This window comes from Lutibacter sp. (genome assembly GCF_016342705.1).
Taxonomy (GTDB): Bacteria; Bacteroidota; Bacteroidia; order Flavobacteriales; family Flavobacteriaceae; genus Lutibacter.
In genome coordinates this window covers 25318-43619 of the sequence record NZ_JAEINV010000013.1, presented here as the reverse complement: position 1 = coordinate 43619, position 18302 = coordinate 25318, and the positions used below count along the sequence as shown (strand labels likewise).

The 18302-nt window shown below is 30.2% G+C and carries 14 protein-coding genes; 5 read left to right on the top strand and 9 right to left on the bottom strand.

From position 1 onward, the window contains the following. Window positions 1–60 precede the first annotated feature (60 nt). Complete coding sequence (locus JEY78_RS12240) at window positions 61–1011, top strand: nitronate monooxygenase (protein ID WP_291851664.1); 951 nt, start codon at window positions 61–63, stop codon at window positions 1009–1011. Between the two features lie 85 nt (window positions 1012–1096). Then, the gene (locus JEY78_RS12235) at window positions 1097–2386 is read left to right on the top strand and encodes an NAD(P)/FAD-dependent oxidoreductase (protein WP_291851661.1); all 1290 of its coding nucleotides are present in this window, start codon (window positions 1097–1099) and stop codon (window positions 2384–2386) included. Here JEY78_RS12235 and JEY78_RS12230 read toward each other — a convergent pair. The 9 genes from JEY78_RS12230 to uvrA form a co-directional block, all read right to left on the bottom strand. Further along, window positions 2383–3285, bottom strand: a complete 903-nt coding sequence (locus JEY78_RS12230) for a TIGR01777 family oxidoreductase (protein ID WP_291851657.1) — start codon at window positions 3283–3285, stop codon at window positions 2383–2385. The two genes, JEY78_RS12235 and JEY78_RS12230, sit on opposite strands and share 4 nt — an antisense overlap. A 77-nt stretch (window positions 3286–3362) precedes the next feature. Further along, window positions 3363–3929 (bottom strand): 2-oxoacid:acceptor oxidoreductase family protein, encoded by a 567-nt coding sequence (locus tag JEY78_RS12225; RefSeq protein ID WP_291851654.1) that lies wholly within the window; start codon window positions 3927–3929, stop codon window positions 3363–3365. 5 nt (window positions 3930–3934) lie between these two features. Further along, complete coding sequence (locus tag JEY78_RS12220) at window positions 3935–4708, bottom strand: thiamine pyrophosphate-dependent enzyme (protein ID WP_291851652.1); 774 nt, start codon at window positions 4706–4708, stop codon at window positions 3935–3937. Beyond that, complete coding sequence (locus tag JEY78_RS12215) at window positions 4708–5787, bottom strand: 3-methyl-2-oxobutanoate dehydrogenase subunit VorB (RefSeq protein WP_291851649.1); 1080 nt, start codon at window positions 5785–5787, stop codon at window positions 4708–4710. Before JEY78_RS12215 ends, JEY78_RS12220 begins: the two co-directional genes overlap by 1 nt. A 17-nt stretch (window positions 5788–5804) precedes the next feature. After that, window positions 5805–6035 (bottom strand): ferredoxin family protein, encoded by a 231-nt coding sequence (locus JEY78_RS12210; RefSeq protein ID WP_291851646.1) that lies wholly within the window; start codon window positions 6033–6035, stop codon window positions 5805–5807. A gap of 201 nt (window positions 6036–6236) precedes the next feature. Next, window positions 6237–8687, bottom strand: coding sequence for a thiamine pyrophosphate-dependent enzyme (locus JEY78_RS12205; RefSeq protein ID WP_291851642.1), 2451 nt, complete (start codon window positions 8685–8687; stop codon window positions 6237–6239). A 161-nt stretch (window positions 8688–8848) separates the two neighbouring features. Further along, window positions 8849–11659 (bottom strand): aminopeptidase, encoded by a 2811-nt coding sequence (locus JEY78_RS12200; RefSeq protein ID WP_291851639.1) that lies wholly within the window; start codon window positions 11657–11659, stop codon window positions 8849–8851. A gap of 12 nt (window positions 11660–11671) precedes the next feature. Next, the gene (locus JEY78_RS12195; protein WP_291851636.1) at window positions 11672–12382 is read right to left on the bottom strand and encodes a TIGR00730 family Rossman fold protein; all 711 of its coding nucleotides are present in this window, start codon (window positions 12380–12382) and stop codon (window positions 11672–11674) included. 50 nt (window positions 12383–12432) lie between these two features. After that, window positions 12433–15258: an excinuclease ABC subunit UvrA gene (gene uvrA / locus JEY78_RS12190; RefSeq protein ID WP_291851633.1), complete on the bottom strand. Its 2826-nt coding sequence runs from the start codon at window positions 15256–15258 to the stop codon at window positions 12433–12435. 106 nt (window positions 15259–15364) lie between these two features. On the opposite strand from uvrA, the gene JEY78_RS12185 reads away from it, so the two are divergent. From JEY78_RS12185 to JEY78_RS12175, 3 genes are all read left to right on the top strand, one after another. After that, window positions 15365–15592, top strand: coding sequence for a PspC family transcriptional regulator (locus JEY78_RS12185; RefSeq protein WP_090228791.1), 228 nt, complete (start codon window positions 15365–15367; stop codon window positions 15590–15592). Between the two features lie 3 nt (window positions 15593–15595). Then, window positions 15596–16591 (top strand): TrkA family potassium uptake protein, encoded by a 996-nt coding sequence (locus JEY78_RS12180; protein ID WP_291851623.1) that lies wholly within the window; start codon window positions 15596–15598, stop codon window positions 16589–16591. A gap of 104 nt (window positions 16592–16695) precedes the next feature. Beyond that, window positions 16696–18300, top strand: coding sequence for a sodium:alanine symporter family protein (locus JEY78_RS12175; protein WP_291851620.1), 1605 nt, complete (start codon window positions 16696–16698; stop codon window positions 18298–18300). Window positions 18301–18302 lie beyond the last annotated feature (2 nt).

The window sequence follows — 18302 nt, the reverse complement described above, 5'->3', positions numbered from 1 at the left end:
CGTTTAAAAATATTTATTATGCGTGCATAATATTTACTATATTTGAGAAAAATCAATACAATGAATTCAGTAAAATTAACTCAACTACTTAATATTAAATACCCAATAATACAAGCGCCAATGTTTTTAGTATCTAATACTAAAATGGTTATTGAAGGAATGAAAAGTGGAATTGCAGGTTGTATTCCAGCGTTAAATTATAGAACTAATGAAGAATTAAGAACTGCAATTAAAGAATTAAAAGCTGCAAAAATTGAAGGTGGTGCCTTTGGATTTAATTTAATTGTAAACAAATCTAACATTAAGTATATGGGGCAATTAGCTGTTTTTTGTGAAGAAGGTGTTGATTTTATCATCACATCTTTAGGAAGTCCAGAAGAAACAATTAAACAAGCTCATCAACATAATATTATAGTTTTTTGTGATGTAACGGATTTAAATTTTGCTAAAAAAGTTGAAAGTTTAGGTGCGGACGCTATTATAGCTGTTAATAATGAAGCGGGTGGACATAGAGGAGGTAATAGTCCTAAGGAATTAATTACTGAATTAGTTGCAAATTGTAATATTCCGGTCATTTCTGCTGGAGGAGTAGGGTGTAAGAAAGATGTAGATAAGATGATGAATTTTGGTGCAGCCGGTGTTTCTGTTGGGAGTCCATTTATCGCTTCTATAGAAGCGAGCGTTACAAAAGAGTATAAAGAAGCTTGTGTGCATTATGGAGCAGATGATATTGTAATGACTGAGCGAATTTCAGGAACTCCTTGTACAGTAATCAATACTCCTTATGTTCAAAAAATTGGAACAAAACAAACCTGGATTGAAGGTGTTTTAAATAAAAACAAAAAATTAAAAAAATGGGTGAAAATGATTCGTTTTTCAATTGGTATGAAAGCAACTGAGAAAGCAGCTACAAAAGCTACTTATAAAACTGTTTGGGTTGCTGGCCCTAGTATTCAACATACTAATTCCATTTTACCAGTGAGTGAAATTGTTTTAAAATTAATTAAATAGGCAATTTTACCCAATAATTTATAACATAAATTTTTTGGTAAAGTCATCCTATAAATTGTAAGTTTGCATGAACTAATTAAAAGAAATGAATATACCTAAAACAAGTTTTCCAAGACTTGTAATTATTGGCGGAGGATTTGCTGGAATTGCTTTAGCAAAAGGATTAAAAAATAAAGAAATTCAAGTAGTATTGCTAGATAAGCACAATTATCACACCTTTCAACCATTATTGTATCAAGTAGCAACGGGTGGTTTGGAACCAGATTCTATTGCTTTTCCTTTGCGTAAAATAATAAAAAGCATCCCTAATTTTTTTTTCAGATTAACTAAAGTACTTAATATAGATGCTGAAAATAATGAAATTCATTCTACTATTGGCAAACTAAAATATGATTATTTAGTAATTGCAACTGGTTCAAAAACAAATTATTTTGGAAATACTTTTATTGAACGCTACAGTATGGCCATGAAAAATGTTCCACAATCTTTAAATCTAAGAAGTTTAATAATTGAAAATTTTGAAGAGGCTTTGTTGACTTCAAATTTTGAAGTGCGAAATGCCTTAATGAATTTTGTGATTGTTGGCGGCGGACCTACGGGCGTTGAGCTAGCTGGTGCTTTAGCTGAAATGAAAAAAGCAATTTTACCAAAGGATTATCCTGATTTAGATATTCGGCAAATGCAAATTAATATTGTTGAAGGAAGTGATAGATTGTTAAATTCAATGAGTGAAAAGGCTTCTGTTAAGGCCGAAGATTTTTTAGTTGAATTAGGAGTACAAATATGGAAAAATGTTAACATTACTAATTACGATGGTTTTTTAGTTTCAACAAATAAAGATTTATCATTTAATTCTTCTACAGTAGTTTGGGCGGCTGGTGTAAAAGGAGCTCCTGTAAATGGGTTAAGTGAAGGATGTGTTGTTGAAAGAGTAAATAGAATTCAAGTTGATGAATTTAATTGTGTAAAAGGCTATAAGAATATTTTTGCAGTTGGAGATGTTTCAAATATGGTAACTTCTAAATTTCCAAAAGGACTTCCAATGATGGCGCAACCTGCTATACAAGAAGGAACTCAATTAGCTAAGAATATTATTGCAGTTTTAAATAATAAGCCAATGAAACCATTTAAATATAAAGACAAGGGTTCTATGGCAACAATTGGAAGAAATAAGGCAGTTGTAGATTTAGATATATGGAAATTTCAAGGATTTTTTGCTTGGTTTGTTTGGATGTTTGTTCATCTAATATCATTAATTGGATTTAGAAATAAAGCAGTTGTATTTTTCAATTGGGTATATAATTATATTTGGTTTGATAGAGAGACTAGATTGATAATTAGGCCTTTCAAAAATAAAAACAAAGAATCTTTCTAATTGTTTAATAAATTTTTTAGTGCATCATTTAAATTTGAAAATTGAAATTTAAAGCCTGTTTCCTCTATTTTTTTTGAAGATACTTTGCTACCTTCAAGTAAAATACATGATAATTTACCCAACACAATTTTTAATAAAAAAGCAGGAATATTTGGAAGGAAGAAAGGTTTGTTTAACACTTTAGCAATGGCTTTTGATAAAGTATTATTTGTACAATGTTCTGGAGCCACAGCATTATAAATTCCTTTAAGTTTTGTATTTTCAATTGCTTGTAAATACATTTCACATAAATCATCAATATGAATCCAAGGCATATATTGTTTTCCGCTTCCTAAAGCTGCACCCAAACCAAATTTTATAGGCATTATTATTATTTCTAAAGCACCACCTTTTTTTGTAAGAACAACGCCAGTTCTTAATAATACTGTTCTAATATTTAATAAATTAAATTGAAGTGATGCTTCTTCCCATTGTACACATATAGTACTTAAAAAATCATTTCCAGAAGCACTATTTTCATCAAAAATTTCTTCTGAAGTAATTGCTCCGTAATAACCTATTCCAGATGCTGAAATAAACCCTTTTAGATTTGGGTTTAGCTCTTTTACTTTTTTAAATAATAAATTGGCTGATGCAACTCTGCTTTTAATTAAAAGTTTCTTTCTATCCGAAGTCCAGCGTTTGTCAGCAATTCCTTCTCCAGCCAAGTGAATGATAAAATCTATATTTTTAATAGCATTTTCGTCAATATAATTATTTTCAATATCCCATTTAAATACATTGGGATTGTTAGATGAATTTCTACTTAAAATTAAAACTTTATGTCCTTTTTTTGAAAGAAGATTACAAAGATGTTTACCTATTAAGCCTGTTCCGCCAGTCACTAAAATTGATGCCATAAATAAAAATTCGCTTATTTTATAGAAATGTACTATAAAATAAGCGAATTTAAATATGTTTAACAACTAATATCTAACTATTCAATAACTTTTTCTTTCATTTTATAAGGAGTAATGGATTCCATTCCTTTATTTATAGCTTCTTCATTTAAAGGTATTAAAAAATGATAGCGTTCAGATAATGATTTTTTTAATCCTTCAATTACATTTTCTAATTTTACAATGGGCTTTTCTTTTAAGAAACCGCCTAAAATAATCATATTAAATATTTTTTTATTTCCCATTTCAGCGGCTAATTTAGTAGCTTCAACTTGAAATATTTTAATATCTTTTCTAACAGGATGAACAGAAATTCCGTTGGGATCATAAATTAATATTCCTCCAGGTTTAACGGTATTTTCAAACTTATCCATAGACTGTTGGTTTAAAATAATGGCAGTATCAAAAAGTTTTAAATAAGGAGAACTGATTCTTTCATCACTTAAAATAACGGTAACATTAGCAGTTCCACCTCTCATTTCTGGTCCGTATGATGGCATCCAGCTTACTTCTTGATTTTGCATAATGCCAGAATATGCTAATATTTTACCCATTGATAGCACACCTTGTCCACCAAATCCTGCAATAATAATTTCTTCTGTCATAATTTCTATTTTAATATTCCATCAACTTTAATATCACCTAAAGGAAAATATGGAAACATATGTTCTTCCATCCAAATATTAGATTCATTTGGAGTCATTTTCCATCCTGAATTACAGTTTGAAACAATTTCAACAAATGATAATCCTTTTTTTAGTCGAGTATTTTCAAATGCTTTTTGAATTGCTTTTTTTGCTTTTCTAGCGTGTTTATGTGTATGTACAGATTGACGAGTAACATAATATACACCAGGTAAATTAGCTACTAATTCAGTCATTTTTAATGGAGATCCCATTGATTTTATTTCTCTACCATAAGGTGAAGTTGAAGAAACCATACCTTCTAATGTAGTTGGAGCCATTTGTCCACCAGTCATTCCATAAATACCATTATTTACAAAAATGATAACTATGTTTTCTCCTCTGTTACAAGCGTGAATTGTTTCAGCGGTACCAATAGCTGCTAAATCTCCATCACCCTGATAGGTGAAAACATATTTTTCTGGCCAAGTTCTCGCAATTGCGGTTGCAACTGCAGGAGCCCTACCGTGAGCGGCCTGTGTAATATCAATATTCATGAAATCATATGCTAAAACAGAGCACCCAACGGGAGCAACACCAATGGTTTCTTCAGAAATTCCCATTTCATCCACTACTTCCATTGTTAAATTATGAGCTGTTCCGTGACCGCATCCTGGACAATATGACAGCGCAGTGTCTGTCATTAATTTTGTTTTACAAAATACTTGATTCTGTGGTTTTATAATGTCGGCTATATCCATTATTTTATAATTTTTTGTTCTAAAGCTTCTAAAACTTCTTCAGGAGTGTGAATAATTCCGCCAGTTCGTCCAAAATGTTCAACAGGAACTTTAAATTGAACTGAAAGTTGTACATCTTCAATCATTTGACCAGCGTTTAATTCAACACTTAAAATACCTTTAACTTGGTCGGCTAATTCTAATAATTGTTGTTTTGGGTATGGAAATAAAGTAATAGGTCTTAATAAACCAGCTTTTATTCCTTTTTTTCTTGCTAATTCTACTGCTTTTTGACTGATACGTGCACTTGATCCGTAGGCAACAATTAAGTATTCGGCATCATCACATAGAATTTTTTCGTATCGTAAATCTTCTTTTTCCATTTGTTCATATTTTTTCATTAATCTATGAACTCTTTTCTCCATTTTTTCAGATTCTAAATCTAAAGAAGTAATAATATTTCTTTCTCTATTTTTTCTACCAGTTACTGCCCAACTTCCGTTTTTTTCAATAAGTTGTTCATCAGTCAAACGAGGTTTTTGATCTTTTAATTGTACTTTTTCCATCATTTGACCTATCAAACCATCAGAAAGAATTAAAACGGGGGCTCTATATTTAAATGCTATATCAAAAGCATCTTCAACAAAATCTGACATTTCTTGAACTGATGCGGGTGCTAAAACATATAATTTATAATCTCCGTGTCCGCCACCTTTAACAGATTGGAAATAATCTGCTTGTGAAGGCTGAATAGTTCCTAAACCAGGACCACCGCGAACTACATTTACAATAACTGCAGGTAACTCTGCTCCAGCTAAATAGGAAATCCCCTCTAATTTTAAAGAAATACCTGGACTTGATGATGAAGTCAATACTTTTTTACCAGTACTTGCAGCTCCATAAACCATATTAATTGCAGCAATTTCACTTTCTGCTTGTAAAACAACCATTCCTGTTCTTTTTTCAGGTTGTTCGGTCATTAAATATTCAATGACTTCTGATTGTGGTGTAATTGGATACCCAAAATAAGCATCAGCTCCAGCTCTAATAGCTGCTTCAGCCAATGCTTCATTACCTTTCATTAACTTTAATTCTGACATTTTAAGATTTTTATTAATTAAGCAGATACTTTAACTCTATATACAGAGATTGCTCTATCTGGGCAAACTATACCGCAATTAGTACAACCTGTACAAGCTTCTGGATTTTTCATATATGCGTAGTGATAACCCTTTCGGTTAACATCAGCTGTCATTCCTATAACATCTTCACCACAAACAGGTATACAAACTTCACAACCTTTACAAGCTTCTGTGTCAACTACTATAGCTCCTTTAACTTTTGCCATTTTAATAATTTTAAGTGTTATTATTAACTAGTAATTCTATTATTCTCAAATTTATGGCTATTTCATTGTAAAAACTATGACAAATATCAATCATTGATATTTGTCATAGTTAATTTTTAAAAATTAAAAGGTTTAAATAAAAAAAAACGCTCGAAATGGCGTTTTTATTATGAAATTTGAAATTGTAACAATTGTATCCTTTTAATAAAGTGGTTTGTATTTTAAAGGATTTACTTCTTGCATAATTTTATAAATTGTTTCAAAAATATCTTCAGTATTAGGTTTTGAAAAATAATCTCCATCAGTGCCATAGGCTGTTCTATGGTCTTTTGCTGTTAAAGTTATGGGTTTGCTATCTAAAAACTGATATGCGTTTTGTTTACCAAGTATTTCATTTAAAATATATGCAGAAGCACCACCCGGTACGTCTTCATCAATTATAATTAACCTGTTTGTTTTTTCAATACTTTTCACAATATCATGATTAATATCAAATGGGAGTAAAGATTGAACATCAATAATTTCTATATCAATATCAACTTGGGCTAAAGAATTTACAACATCTTCTACAATTTTTAATGTTGACGCGTAGGATACAACTGTAATATCTTTACCCATTTTAATGGTTTCAACAACTCCAATAGGTGTTTTAAATTCACCTAAATTATTAGGTAATTTTTCTTTTAATCTATAGCCATTTAGGTTTTCTATAATTAATGCAGGTTCATCACATTCTAACAACGTATTGTAAAAACCTGCTGCTTTTGTCATGTTTCTTGGAACCAAAATATGCATACCTCTAAGCATATGAACAATAGCGCCCATTGGTGATCCAGAATGCCAAATACCTTCTAGTCTGTGACCTCTTGTTCTAACAATTAATGGTGCTTTTTGTGTGCCAGAAGTTCTATAGTGCAATGTTGCTAAATCGTCACTTAAAATTTGAATAGCATACAATAAATAATCTAAATATTGAATTTCGGCAATTGGTCGAAGTCCTCTTAAAGCCATTCCAATTCCTTGACCAACTATGGTTGCTTCTCTAATTCCAGTATCTGAAACTCTTAGTTTACCATATTTTTCTTGTAAACCAACTAAGCCTTGATTTACATCACCAATATTTCCTGAATCTTCACCAAAAATGAATAAATCAGGATGTTTTAAGAATAATTTATCAAAGTTATCTTTAATTATAATTCTACCATCAACCAATTCTGCATTTTCACTATAACTTGGCAATTCTTCTTTAACATGAAAGACATTTTGTTTTGTAACGCTATATAAATGAGAGCTATATCTATATTGTTCTGTACTTGAATATGTTGTGATCCATTTTTGAAGTTGTGTTTTTTCGTAACTTTCTTCATCTCTAATATAGACGGTTACTTTCCTTGCTGTTGATAAATTATCTTTTCTTGAAGGGTCTGGAATTTCAGCTAAATCATTTTTTAATTTTAAAATAAACGCTTTGTTTTTACTTTTAGAAGCTACATTTTCAAGTAGTTGCAGCAAAATACTTCGTTGTTCTTTTATTGGGTTTAAAAAATCGGTCCAAGCTTCTCTTCTTGCTTGGTTTACCGTTTTTTTTGCTTCTTTCTCAATTCTTATTAATTCATCTTCAGAATGCACAAATTTCAGGCTATTTCCCTCACCATCATTTAATTCAAATTCAATAATCCAATCACGCATTTTTGAAATACAATCGTGTTGTCTTTCCCAAATTAAACGTTCTTTAGATTTATAGCGTTCATGAGAACCAGAAGTAGAATGCCCTTGTGGCTGTGTTAAATCTGTTACATGAATTAATACAGGAACGTGTTCTTCTCTGGCAATTTTTGCAGCTTTATTGTAGGTGTCTACTAATTTTGCATAGTTGTAACCTTCCACTACAAAAATTTCGTAGCCTTTATTTTTTTCATCTCTTTGAAATCCTTTTAAAATTTCAGAAATATTCTCTTTCGTTGTTTGAAATTTAGCAGGGACAGAAATGCCATAAGCATCATCCCAAACACTAATAATCATTGGAACTTGTAATACTCCAGCGGCATTAAATGTTTCAAAAAATACACCTTCAGAAGTACTTGCATTTCCTATGGTTCCCCAAGAAATTTCATTTCCGTTGTTAGATAATTTTGGGTTTTTTAATTCAGGTAAATTTCTAAACATTTTAGAAGCCTGAGCTATTCCTAACATTCTTGGCATTTGACCAGCTGTCGGGGAAATATCTGAACTTGAATTGTATTGTTCTGTTAAATTTTTGAACTGACCGTTTTCATCTAAACTGTGTGTTTGAAAATGACCACCCATTTGTCTTCCAGCCGACATTGGATCAGCTTTTAAATCGGGATGCGCATATAGGCCAGCAAAAAATTGTTGTGGTGTTAGTTCACCAATTGCCATCATAAATGTTTGATCACGGTAATATCCAGATCTAAAATCACCTTTTTTAAAGGCTTTTGCCATGGCTAATTGCGGAACTTCTTTTCCATCACCAAAAATACCAAATTTAGCTTTTCCTGTTAAAACTTCTCTTCGGCCAAGTAAACTGCATTCTCTGCTTATAACTGCAATTTTATAATCGTTTAATACTTCTGATTTAAATTGGTTGAAAGAGAGTTGTTCTTTACTGGTAGCTGAAGTTTTTACATTCATATTTATTTGATTTTTTTAGTACTGCAAACTTACTCAATTTTAATGATACTTAAAAATAGATGCTATTTGTTGCATATAATTAGCGAAATTTGTTAAAAATCATTGATTCAATATGATATATTGAAATAAATGTATTTTTTTTAGTTATTAGTAACAAAAAATTAATAAAATCCTCGTTTTATAAAGTTGTATATTTTTTTTGGTTTTATAACCAATACAAATCTAATTTTTGAACTGTAGTTTGGTTCTGTAATTTCCCAACCTAAATTAGAGTGTAATGGGAAATAAACTTCTAAAATATCTTGGACAAAATTTAATCGAACTCCATTTTCATGAGCAAAAAAGACTCTTTCATTTTTGTTTTTTACAAAACCAACATCAGTATATACTTCAAACCAACGCCATAATCCAATACTTGTGTTTAAGGTGGTTAAAAATTGATTTGCATATTGTACGGGTAATTTAGATTTAAAACCTCCTTCGTTAATAATTATTTGTTGGCTAAAAATTCCTGAAGTTTCAGATCTTCCTAAATAATCATATTGAAATAAATAATCAGTTGGTCTATCTAAAGCAAAACTAAAATAATTTGTTTCTGTATTATTGTTTAAAAATGCTCCAGCAAAAAACCTAAAATCAAATTGCCTGTTTGTATCTGTTAATTTTCTAAATTGGGCAGTAACTGATAATTTACTAAATTTACTAGATACTTCTAATCCTGTTGAAAAGCGTACATCATCAATAATATCTGGTTTAGAATATCCAAATTCTAAATTAAAAACACTGTATTTGTTTGTTTCAGGATGTTGGGTTTGAGTTAATGATTTTTCTTTATCTATAGTAACTAAAGAAGCCGCCAAAACTTTATTGCTAACATCTCTTAAGTTTTTTCTTTTAAATTGAATTAAAGCGAAAGGAGTTAATGAATTATATGTTAAATCTGGTGCGTAAAGAAAACTACTTCCTCCGGCGCCAATTACAAATTTATTTATATTATTATCTTCAGGTAGGTATTCATAAATAAAGGAGTAAGAACCGGAAAAAGTATTGCTTTTTGTACTGTAAGATGGTGTTAGTTTATATTGAAAACTTTTTTCTAAAATTGTTTTGTTTGAAATAGCCATCCCTAATACAAGACCATCATAATAATTAAACCTATACACAGGTGTGTAAAAAAGTTGATTGTAATATGGGTTTTCCACATCTTTTAAAAATTTTAGTTGAACAGGTTTATTTAAAAGTTTTCTTTCAACATTTTTCCAATTGTTCTTCAAATTATATTCAGGTAGTTCAAAATCATAATTAAGTGATAATCTATCAAATCCGTTTTGAGGAATTTTTATGGTTGAAATAGAATCAATTCCAGTAAGCCATTTTTTAAATTTTATTTCGTTGTCTTTTAAGCCATATAATTGAATGGGAGCTGTAAAATGGCGTTTGTTTAAAATAGTAACTTCAATTGAATCTTTTGTTTTATGAATTTTTTTAATAGTATAATCTATTTTTTTATTGGTTTTTAAATAGTCATTTTCAAACCAAGTGAGATCTTTATCTGTTTTTAAGTTTTGAATAAAAGTTGAGCTATGGGATAATTTACCAGAGTTTATTTTAGCAAAATCAACAATTCCTTGTTTAACAATTGAATCTCCCAAATAGCTTTCAAGAAACTTTAAGCCTAAACCTGCTTTATATTTATTTACAATTTTACGGTTGAAATTTGAGAGTGAAGCAGCATTTTCATTAAGTGCTTGGTCAATGTTTTTTCGTGTTGCAAATTGATACAAAAATGGATATTTATCATTAAAACCTAATTTAGCTAAATTGAAATTTTTGATTCCCCAAATTTTAGAAACATTTCCAATGGCTTTTATTTCAGGATAATATTTTTCAACATATTTTATCATTAAAAATGTTTGTATGGCATCAGCAAGCCAAGCATCTTCTCTTTGATTGAAAACAAAGATATTTTCAATATATTTTTTAGATAATACTTTAAAAAATTGAATATCCCATTCAAAAGTATCACTGAAAGGTGCTAAAAATGAAGGCAGTTGATTAAATCCATACACGGGATTTTTGTCGTATTCAATTTTGTTTATTAAAAGTTTTTCGTGAGGAAAATCGCCTAAGTATGATTGTATAAATAGTAATTCTCGGTTTAAAATATCTGTTTGAACGTTGGTGTTCAATTTTTCTGAAGTTAAATTGGTAATTATTGCAACCGGCTCTGATTGAAATTCAATAAAACTATTTTCTTGTGTAATATTAAGTTCAATATCAGTTTTGTGTTTACCAGTTAAATTATAACGTATAACGTCCTTAATGGTATCTTTACTTACGTTAAGATCAGTATTTATTTTATAAGAAATAGGTAAAATGAGGTTGATATTGTAGTCAAAAAAATCAACGTATAAATCGTCTAAATCTAAATTATTATAAACATTCCATTTATTGTTAAATATAGCAGGTGTTAAATACCAATACCTTAAATTAAAATCAACAGTGTTTACACCATATTTGGTAAATTTATCTTTTGGAAGTCTCACAACATATGTTGCGCTAATTTTTGCGTTTTCTTTAGGTTGTAGCGGTTTATTTAAAATAATTTTAAAAAAATCTGGATTCTTTTCTGTTACTTCCCAAGTTGCTATTTCATAATCTACAGAAATACTATTAATTTTTCCAAATCCTCTGTGCTTATCTTTTGCAAAATGAAAACTTTTAGAATAATTTTCAATAAATCGTTTAGCTAAAGGAGTGTTTTTATCTCTATAAGCATTTGGCCAATTATGTAAATAAATTTCATTTAAAACGGTATTTGAACTATTATAGTAATTTATTACTTGAGTAACTTTAAGTTCATTAGATTCAGGTTTAAAAACGGATATTATATCAATAGTATTATTTTGCCCATATGTTTTTTTTGAACAGATGACGCATAAAAAGAATATGAATATAATATATTTTTTCAATGAAATTAATGGTTAGAAGTTAGGGCTTAAACTGTATTTTTTATAAAAAGTATCAATAACTTCTAAAACTTCATCTTCAGTATCAACTATAGAAATAAGGTCTAAATCTTCAGGACTAATATTGCCTTCTTCAACAAGTGTTGTTTTAATCCAATCTATTAAACCTGACCAAAATTTTCTTCCAACAAGTACAATAGGAAACTTTCCTATTTTTTTTGTTTGAATTAAAGTAATTGCTTCAAAAAGTTCATCCATAGTTCCAAAACCACCTGGCATTACTATAAAACCTTGAGAATATTTCATAAACATTACTTTTCTAACAAAGAAATAATCAAAATCTAAACTTTTATCAGGGTCAATATAAGGATTGTCGTGTTGTTCAAAAGGCAATTTAATATTTAAACCAACTGATGTTCCTTTACCTCTATGTGCACCTCTGTTTCCTGCTTCCATAATTCCTGGTCCGCCTCCTGTAACTATTCCGTAACCACTTTGGGTTAATTCATAAGCAATATTTTCTGCTAAAATGTAATATTCATCTTCTGGTTTTGTTCTAGCAGATCCAAAAATTGTTACACAAGGACCTATTTTTCCTAATCGTTCATAGCCTTCAACAAACTCGGCCATTATTTTAAAAATTGCCCAAGAATCGTTAGTTTTAATTTCGTTCCAAGTTTTTTGTTTAAATTTTTCTCTTATTTTTCTATCTTCATTTGGAGTCATAAATCTATTGTATTTTTATTTTTTCAATTTTTTTAAAGGAATTTATTGGCCTAATTTAATTCTTTTTTTAAGAATTGGGCAGTATAGCTTTTTTTATTTTTAATTATATCTTCAGGAGTACCAAAGCAAATAACTTCACCGCCATTTTTGCCACCTTCCATACCAATATCAATAATATGATCTGCTAATTTAATAACATCCATATTGTGTTCAATTACCAAAATGGTGTTTCCTTTATTAGCTAATTTATTTAAAACTAGCATTAAAACTCTAATGTCTTCAAAATGTAAACCAGTGGTTGGTTCGTCTAAAATATAAAAAGTGTTTCCAGTATCTCTTTTAGATAATTCTGAAGCCAATTTTATACGTTGCGCTTCACCTCCAGAAAGCGTTGTAGATTGCTGACCCAAAGTAATATATCCTAAACCAACATCTTTAATAGTTTTTAATTTTCTATTTATTTTTGGAATGTTTTCAAAAAACTCAACCGATTCTTCAATAGTCATATTTAAAACATCGGAAATAGATTTTCCTTTGTATCTAATTTCTAGAGTTTCTCTGTTGAAACGTTTTCCCTGACAGGTTTCACATTCTACATGCACATCAGGTAAAAAATTCATTTCAATAACTCTAACTCCTCCACCTTCACAAGTTTCGCATCTTCCATCTTTAACGTTAAAAGAAAATCTTCCTGGTTTATAGCCTCTAATTGCTGCTTCACTTGTTTTGGCAAATAAATTTCTGATTTCGCTAAAAACACCAGTGTAAGTTGCTGGATTTGAGCGTGGTGTTCTTCCAATAGGTGATTGATCTATATCAATAACTTTATCAATATGTTCTAATCCTTCAATTTTTTTGAATGGCATGGGTTTTTTTACACCTCTATAAATATGATGATTTAAAATAGGGTATAGGGTTTCATTTATTAAAGTTGATTTTCCACTACCTGAAACGCCGGTAACACAAATTAATTTACCCAAAGGAAATTCAACCGTAACATTTTTTAAATTGTTTCCAGTTGCTCCAGAAAGTATTATTGATTTTCCATTCCCAGTTCTTCTTTTTTTAGGAATTTCTATAGTTTTTGTACCATTTAAATAATCGGCAGTTAAAGTTTTATGTGTTTTTAATTCATTAAAGGTTCCTTCACTTACAATTTCTCCTCCGTGAATTCCTGCTCCGGGACCAATATCTAACACAAAATCAGCGTGTTCAATCATGTCTTTATCATGTTCAACTACAATCACGGAATTTCCAATATCACGTAAATTTATAAGTGATTTAATGAGTTTTGCATTGTCTCTTTGATGTAATCCAATGCTTGGTTCATCTAAAATATAAAGTACTCCAACCAATTGAGAACCAATTTGTGTTGCTAGTCTAATTCGTTGCGCTTCACCACCGGACAGTGATTTAGAACTTCTATCTAAACTTAAATAGTCTAAACCAACATCTACTAAAAATTGAATTCTGGTTCTAATTTCTTTTAAAACTTCGGATGCAATTTGTAATTGTTTTTCTGATAATTTAGATTCAATATCCGAAAACCAATCAGCAAGTTCGGTTATGTCCATTTGAGCTAAATCCGAAATATTTTTTTCGTTTAATTTAAAATATAACGCTTCTTTTTTTAGACGTTTTCCTTCACAAGTTTCACAAACAACATCGTCCATAAAATCTTTTGCCCAACGCTTAATTGAAGTAGATTCTGTTGAATTGTATTGATTTTGAATGAAGTTTGTAATTCCCTCAAAATCAATTTCATACGTTCTAGTAACTCCAACTGTTTTAGAAATGATTTCAAATTTTTCGTTTCCACCATTTAATATAATATTTAAAGCTTCTTCCGGAATTTTTGAAATTGGATCGGTTAGTTCAAATTTGTAGCGTTCAGCAATTAATTGTAATTGTTTAAAAATCCAACTATTTTTTTGTTCACCAATGGGTGCAATTCCTCCTTTTTTAATTGAAATTTCAGGATTTGGAATTATTTTATCAATATTAACTTTGTGTATTTTTCCTAAACCATTACAAGTTTCGCAAGCACCTTTTGGTGAGTTAAATGAAAAGGTGTTAGGTTCAGGATTAGGATAGGAAATTCCAGAAACCGGACACATTAAATCTCTACTAAAATAACGTGGCGTATTGGTTTCATGTTCTAAAACCATTAATATATTATCTCCAGAATATAATGCCGTTGTAATAGTTTCTGTTAATCTTTTTTCTGCATCTTTTGATACTAATAAACGATCTATAACTATTTCAATATCATGTGTTTTATAACGATCAAGGCGCATTCCTTTTTCAATATCAACAATTTCTCCATCAACTCTAACTTTTATAAAACCTTGTTTGGCAATTTGTTCAAATAGCTCTCTGTAATGTCCTTTTCTCGATTTAATTAACGGCGCCAGAATTATAATTTTTTTGCCATCAAATTCCTCCAAAATAAGTTCATTTATTTGCTCATCGGTATAACTTACCATTTTTTGATTGGTATTATAAGAGTAAGCATCAGAAGCTCTAGCGTATAATAATCGTAAAAAATCGTAAATTTCTGTTATGGTTCCTACTGTTGAGCGCGGACTTTTATTGGTAGTTTTTTGTTCAATAGAAATTACAGGAGATAATCCATCAATTTTATCAACATCTGGACGTTCTAATCCGCCTAAAAATTGACGAGCATATGCTGAAAAAGTTTCAATATAGCGTCGCTGTCCTTCAGCATAAATTGTATCAAAAGCCAACGATGATTTTCCGCTACCACTTAAACCTGTAATTACAACTAGTTTTTCTCTAGGAATTTTAACATCAATATTTTTTAAATTATGAACTCGCGCTCCTAAAACCTCTATAAATTCTTCATTTTTAGCCATAAGAAAATTTGGAAAGTTGCAAAGTTAAAAAAATGTAATCACAATTTAACTGTAGTTCAATATCTTATTTTGAAAATTAGTATATTGCGTTGAAATATTTTAGCTAATGAATTGGATTCACTCCTTAAGACATTTTTTTGAAAAACACGGTTTTGCAGTATCTTCCAGATTTGCAGATAGACTGGGAATTAGCGTTTCAAATGTGCGCTTGTTTTTTATTTATATTTCATTTGTAACCTTAGGCTTTTCATTCGGAATTTATTTAACATTGGCTTTTTTATTGCGATTAAAAGATATGATTTACACCAAAAGAAGTTCAGTTTTTGATTTATAATTTATGGTAGCAAAATCTAAATTATATATTTCAAGTGTTCTTTTAACAACAGTTTTAGTTATTGGAATTGGTGGTTTTATGTTTATTTCAAATGAATCTTTTGTTGATTCGTTGTATATGACCATAATTACCATGTCTACCGTTGGATTTGGTACACTTCACGAATTAAATCAAACCGAAAAATTATTTACAGTTTTTTTAATCATATTTAGTATCATAGTTTACGGTTACTCTGTTACAGCGTTAACAGAATATTTTGCAAATAGAAACATTTTTCAAATTTTAAAAATAAAAAAGGTGCAACAAGAAATTCAAAGTTTAAAAAATCATACAGTGGTATGTGGTTATGGACGAAATGGGAAACAAGCCGTTGCTAAATTAAAACAATTTAATCAGCCTTGTATAGTTATTGAAAAGCGAAAAGATGAAATTGCAGATTTAGAACGTGATAATATATTATATATTGAAGGGGATGCAACGAATGATGATGATTTAAAGAAATTAGGTTTGGAAAGAGCCAAGAGTTTAATAACAGCATTACCATCAGATGCCGATAATTTATTTGTTGTTTTGTCTGCAAGGCAATTCAATAAAGATTTTACAATTATAAGTAGAGCATCAAATGAATCTTCCTACGGAAAATTAAAATTTGCTGGAGCCACCAATGTTATTATGCCAGATAAATTGGGTGGAGCTCATATGGCGTCCTTAGTTGTTACACCTGATTTAGTTGAATTTGTTGATAGGCTTACCATTGCTGGAACTACCAATGCTAATTTAGAAGAGATTTCTGTAAACTCACTTCCTGATGAGTACTTATCAAAAACAATTTTAGATATGGATTTACGCAAAAAAACAGGATGTAATGTTATTGGTTTTAAAACTAAGGAAGGTGAATATTTAATAAATCCAGATTCAAAAACAAAATTAGAAAAAGATACTCATTTAATTGTACTAGGAAACAAAGATCAAATACTAAAATTACGCGAACATTTTTAAAAATTGATTAAAAACCAACATTTTTATCATTTAGTTATTTATTTATTTGCTCCAACTTCATTTTTTTGCCATATTGCGTACACTTTTCAAACAAATTTAAAATTATGAATAAAAAACTCCTGTCAATGTTGCTTTTATTGGTAACATTCGCCTCAAATGCACAAGAAAAAGGTTTAGATGAAAGAATTAATGATTGGTTTGAACCAATTACGGCAAAATGGGAGGGCATAGTTTTTTGGATTGTTCCGGGAACCGGAGTTCCGTTAGTTGTAATACTATTGGTTTTAGGAGCGGTATTTTTCACAGTATATTTTAAGTTTATAAATTTAAGACGTTTTACCCTTGCAATAAATGTAGTAAGAGGAAAACACGATGCAGTTGAAAGTCACGGTGTTGAAAAGGCTGAAGTTAATATTGTTGATGGAGACATTGTAGATACAATAAGAGATGAAAGCCAGGAAGGTGAAGTTAGCCATTTTCAAGCGTTAGCTACAGCCGTTTCGGGTACTGTAGGTTTGGGAAATATAGCAGGTGTTGCTTTAGCAATTTCAGTTGGAGGACCTGGAGCTACATTTTGGATGGTTGTAGCAGGTTTATTAAGTATGTCAACTAAATTTGTGGAATGTACCTTAGGAGTGAAATATAGAGATGTTGGTCCTGATGGAACGGTTTATGGAGGTCCAATGTATTACCTAAAAAAGGGAATGGCGGAAAGAGGTTATGTAAAACTAGGAAAGGTGTTGGCGGTTCTTTTTGCAATTTTATGTGTTGGAGCATCTTTTGGAGGAGGAAATGCTGTGCAATCAAATCAAGCAGCTGAACAAATAGCAGGGATGTTAGGTATGCATGGCGGTTATAGTGGAACCATTATAGGTGTTGGAATAGCTATAATTGTTGGTTTTGTAATTATTGGAGGTATTAAAAGGATCGCTTCTGTTACAGAAAAAATTGTGCCATTTATGGCTGTAATTTATATACTTGCTTGTTTAATTGTAATGTTTGCACATTGGAGATATATTGATGATGCTATTGCATTAATTTTTAGAGAAGCATTTAGTCCAAGTGCTGGTTTGGGAGGTTTCTTTGGGGTTTTAATAACAGGATTTAGACGAGCCGTTTTTTCTAACGAAGCAGGTGCTGGTTCAGCTGCAATTGCACATTCAGCAGTAAAAACTAGATATCCAGCATCTGAAGGAATTGTATCTCTACTAGAACCATTTATTGATACAGTAGTAATTTGTACAATGACCGCTTTGGTAATTATTTTTTATAATAGCGATGGATTATTTGTTTATGGTGGTGATGGAGCAGGTTCTGTAATAATTGATGGCGTTGCGGTTGGTGGTGTTAATTTAACATCTATGGCTTTTGAAGCTGTAATACCTTGGTTTCCCTATGTATTAACTTTGGCTGTTGTACTATTTGCAATTTCAACAATGATTTCTTGGTCTTATTACGGATTGCAATCGTGGAAATTCTTATTCGGAAGAAGCAAATTGGCAGATATAACTTATAAATTATTATTTATTGCATTTATTGTAATTGGTGCAGCTGCTTCCATGAAAGCCGTATTTGATTTTTCTGATGCAATGATTTTAGCTTTAGTATTTCCAAATATGATTGGTTTATTATTTTTATTTCCAATTGTTAGAACTGAATTAATTAAATACTTGAAAGCAATTAAAATAAAATTGACTTTAATAAAATAGAA

Coding starts and splice junctions, on each gene's coding strand:
- JEY78_RS12195 (WP_291851636.1), bottom strand. CDS start 12,382: ATGACTCCAAATGAAGATAGAAAAATAAGAGAAAAATTTAAACAAAAA.
- JEY78_RS12240 (WP_291851664.1), top strand. CDS start 61: ATGAATTCAGTAAAATTAACTCAACTACTTAATATTAAATACCCAATA.
- uvrA (WP_291851633.1), bottom strand. CDS start 15,258: ATGGCTAAAAATGAAGAATTTATAGAGGTTTTAGGAGCGCGAGTTCAT.
- JEY78_RS12225 (WP_291851654.1), bottom strand. CDS start 3,929: ATGACAGAAGAAATTATTATTGCAGGATTTGGTGGACAAGGTGTGCTA.
- JEY78_RS12210 (WP_291851646.1), bottom strand. CDS start 6,035: ATGGCAAAAGTTAAAGGAGCTATAGTAGTTGACACAGAAGCTTGTAAA.
- JEY78_RS12185 (WP_090228791.1), top strand. CDS start 15,365: ATGAATTGGATTCACTCCTTAAGACATTTTTTTGAAAAACACGGTTTT.
- JEY78_RS12180 (WP_291851623.1), top strand. CDS start 15,596: ATGGTAGCAAAATCTAAATTATATATTTCAAGTGTTCTTTTAACAACA.
- JEY78_RS12215 (WP_291851649.1), bottom strand. CDS start 5,787: ATGTCAGAATTAAAGTTAATGAAAGGTAATGAAGCATTGGCTGAAGCA.
- JEY78_RS12220 (WP_291851652.1), bottom strand. CDS start 4,708: ATGGATATAGCCGACATTATAAAACCACAGAATCAAGTATTTTGTAAA.
- JEY78_RS12175 (WP_291851620.1), top strand. CDS start 16,696: ATGAATAAAAAACTCCTGTCAATGTTGCTTTTATTGGTAACATTCGCC.
- JEY78_RS12205 (WP_291851642.1), bottom strand. CDS start 8,687: ATGAATGTAAAAACTTCAGCTACCAGTAAAGAACAACTCTCTTTCAAC.
- JEY78_RS12230 (WP_291851657.1), bottom strand. CDS start 3,285: ATGGCATCAATTTTAGTGACTGGCGGAACAGGCTTAATAGGTAAACAT.
- JEY78_RS12235 (WP_291851661.1), top strand. CDS start 1,097: ATGAATATACCTAAAACAAGTTTTCCAAGACTTGTAATTATTGGCGGA.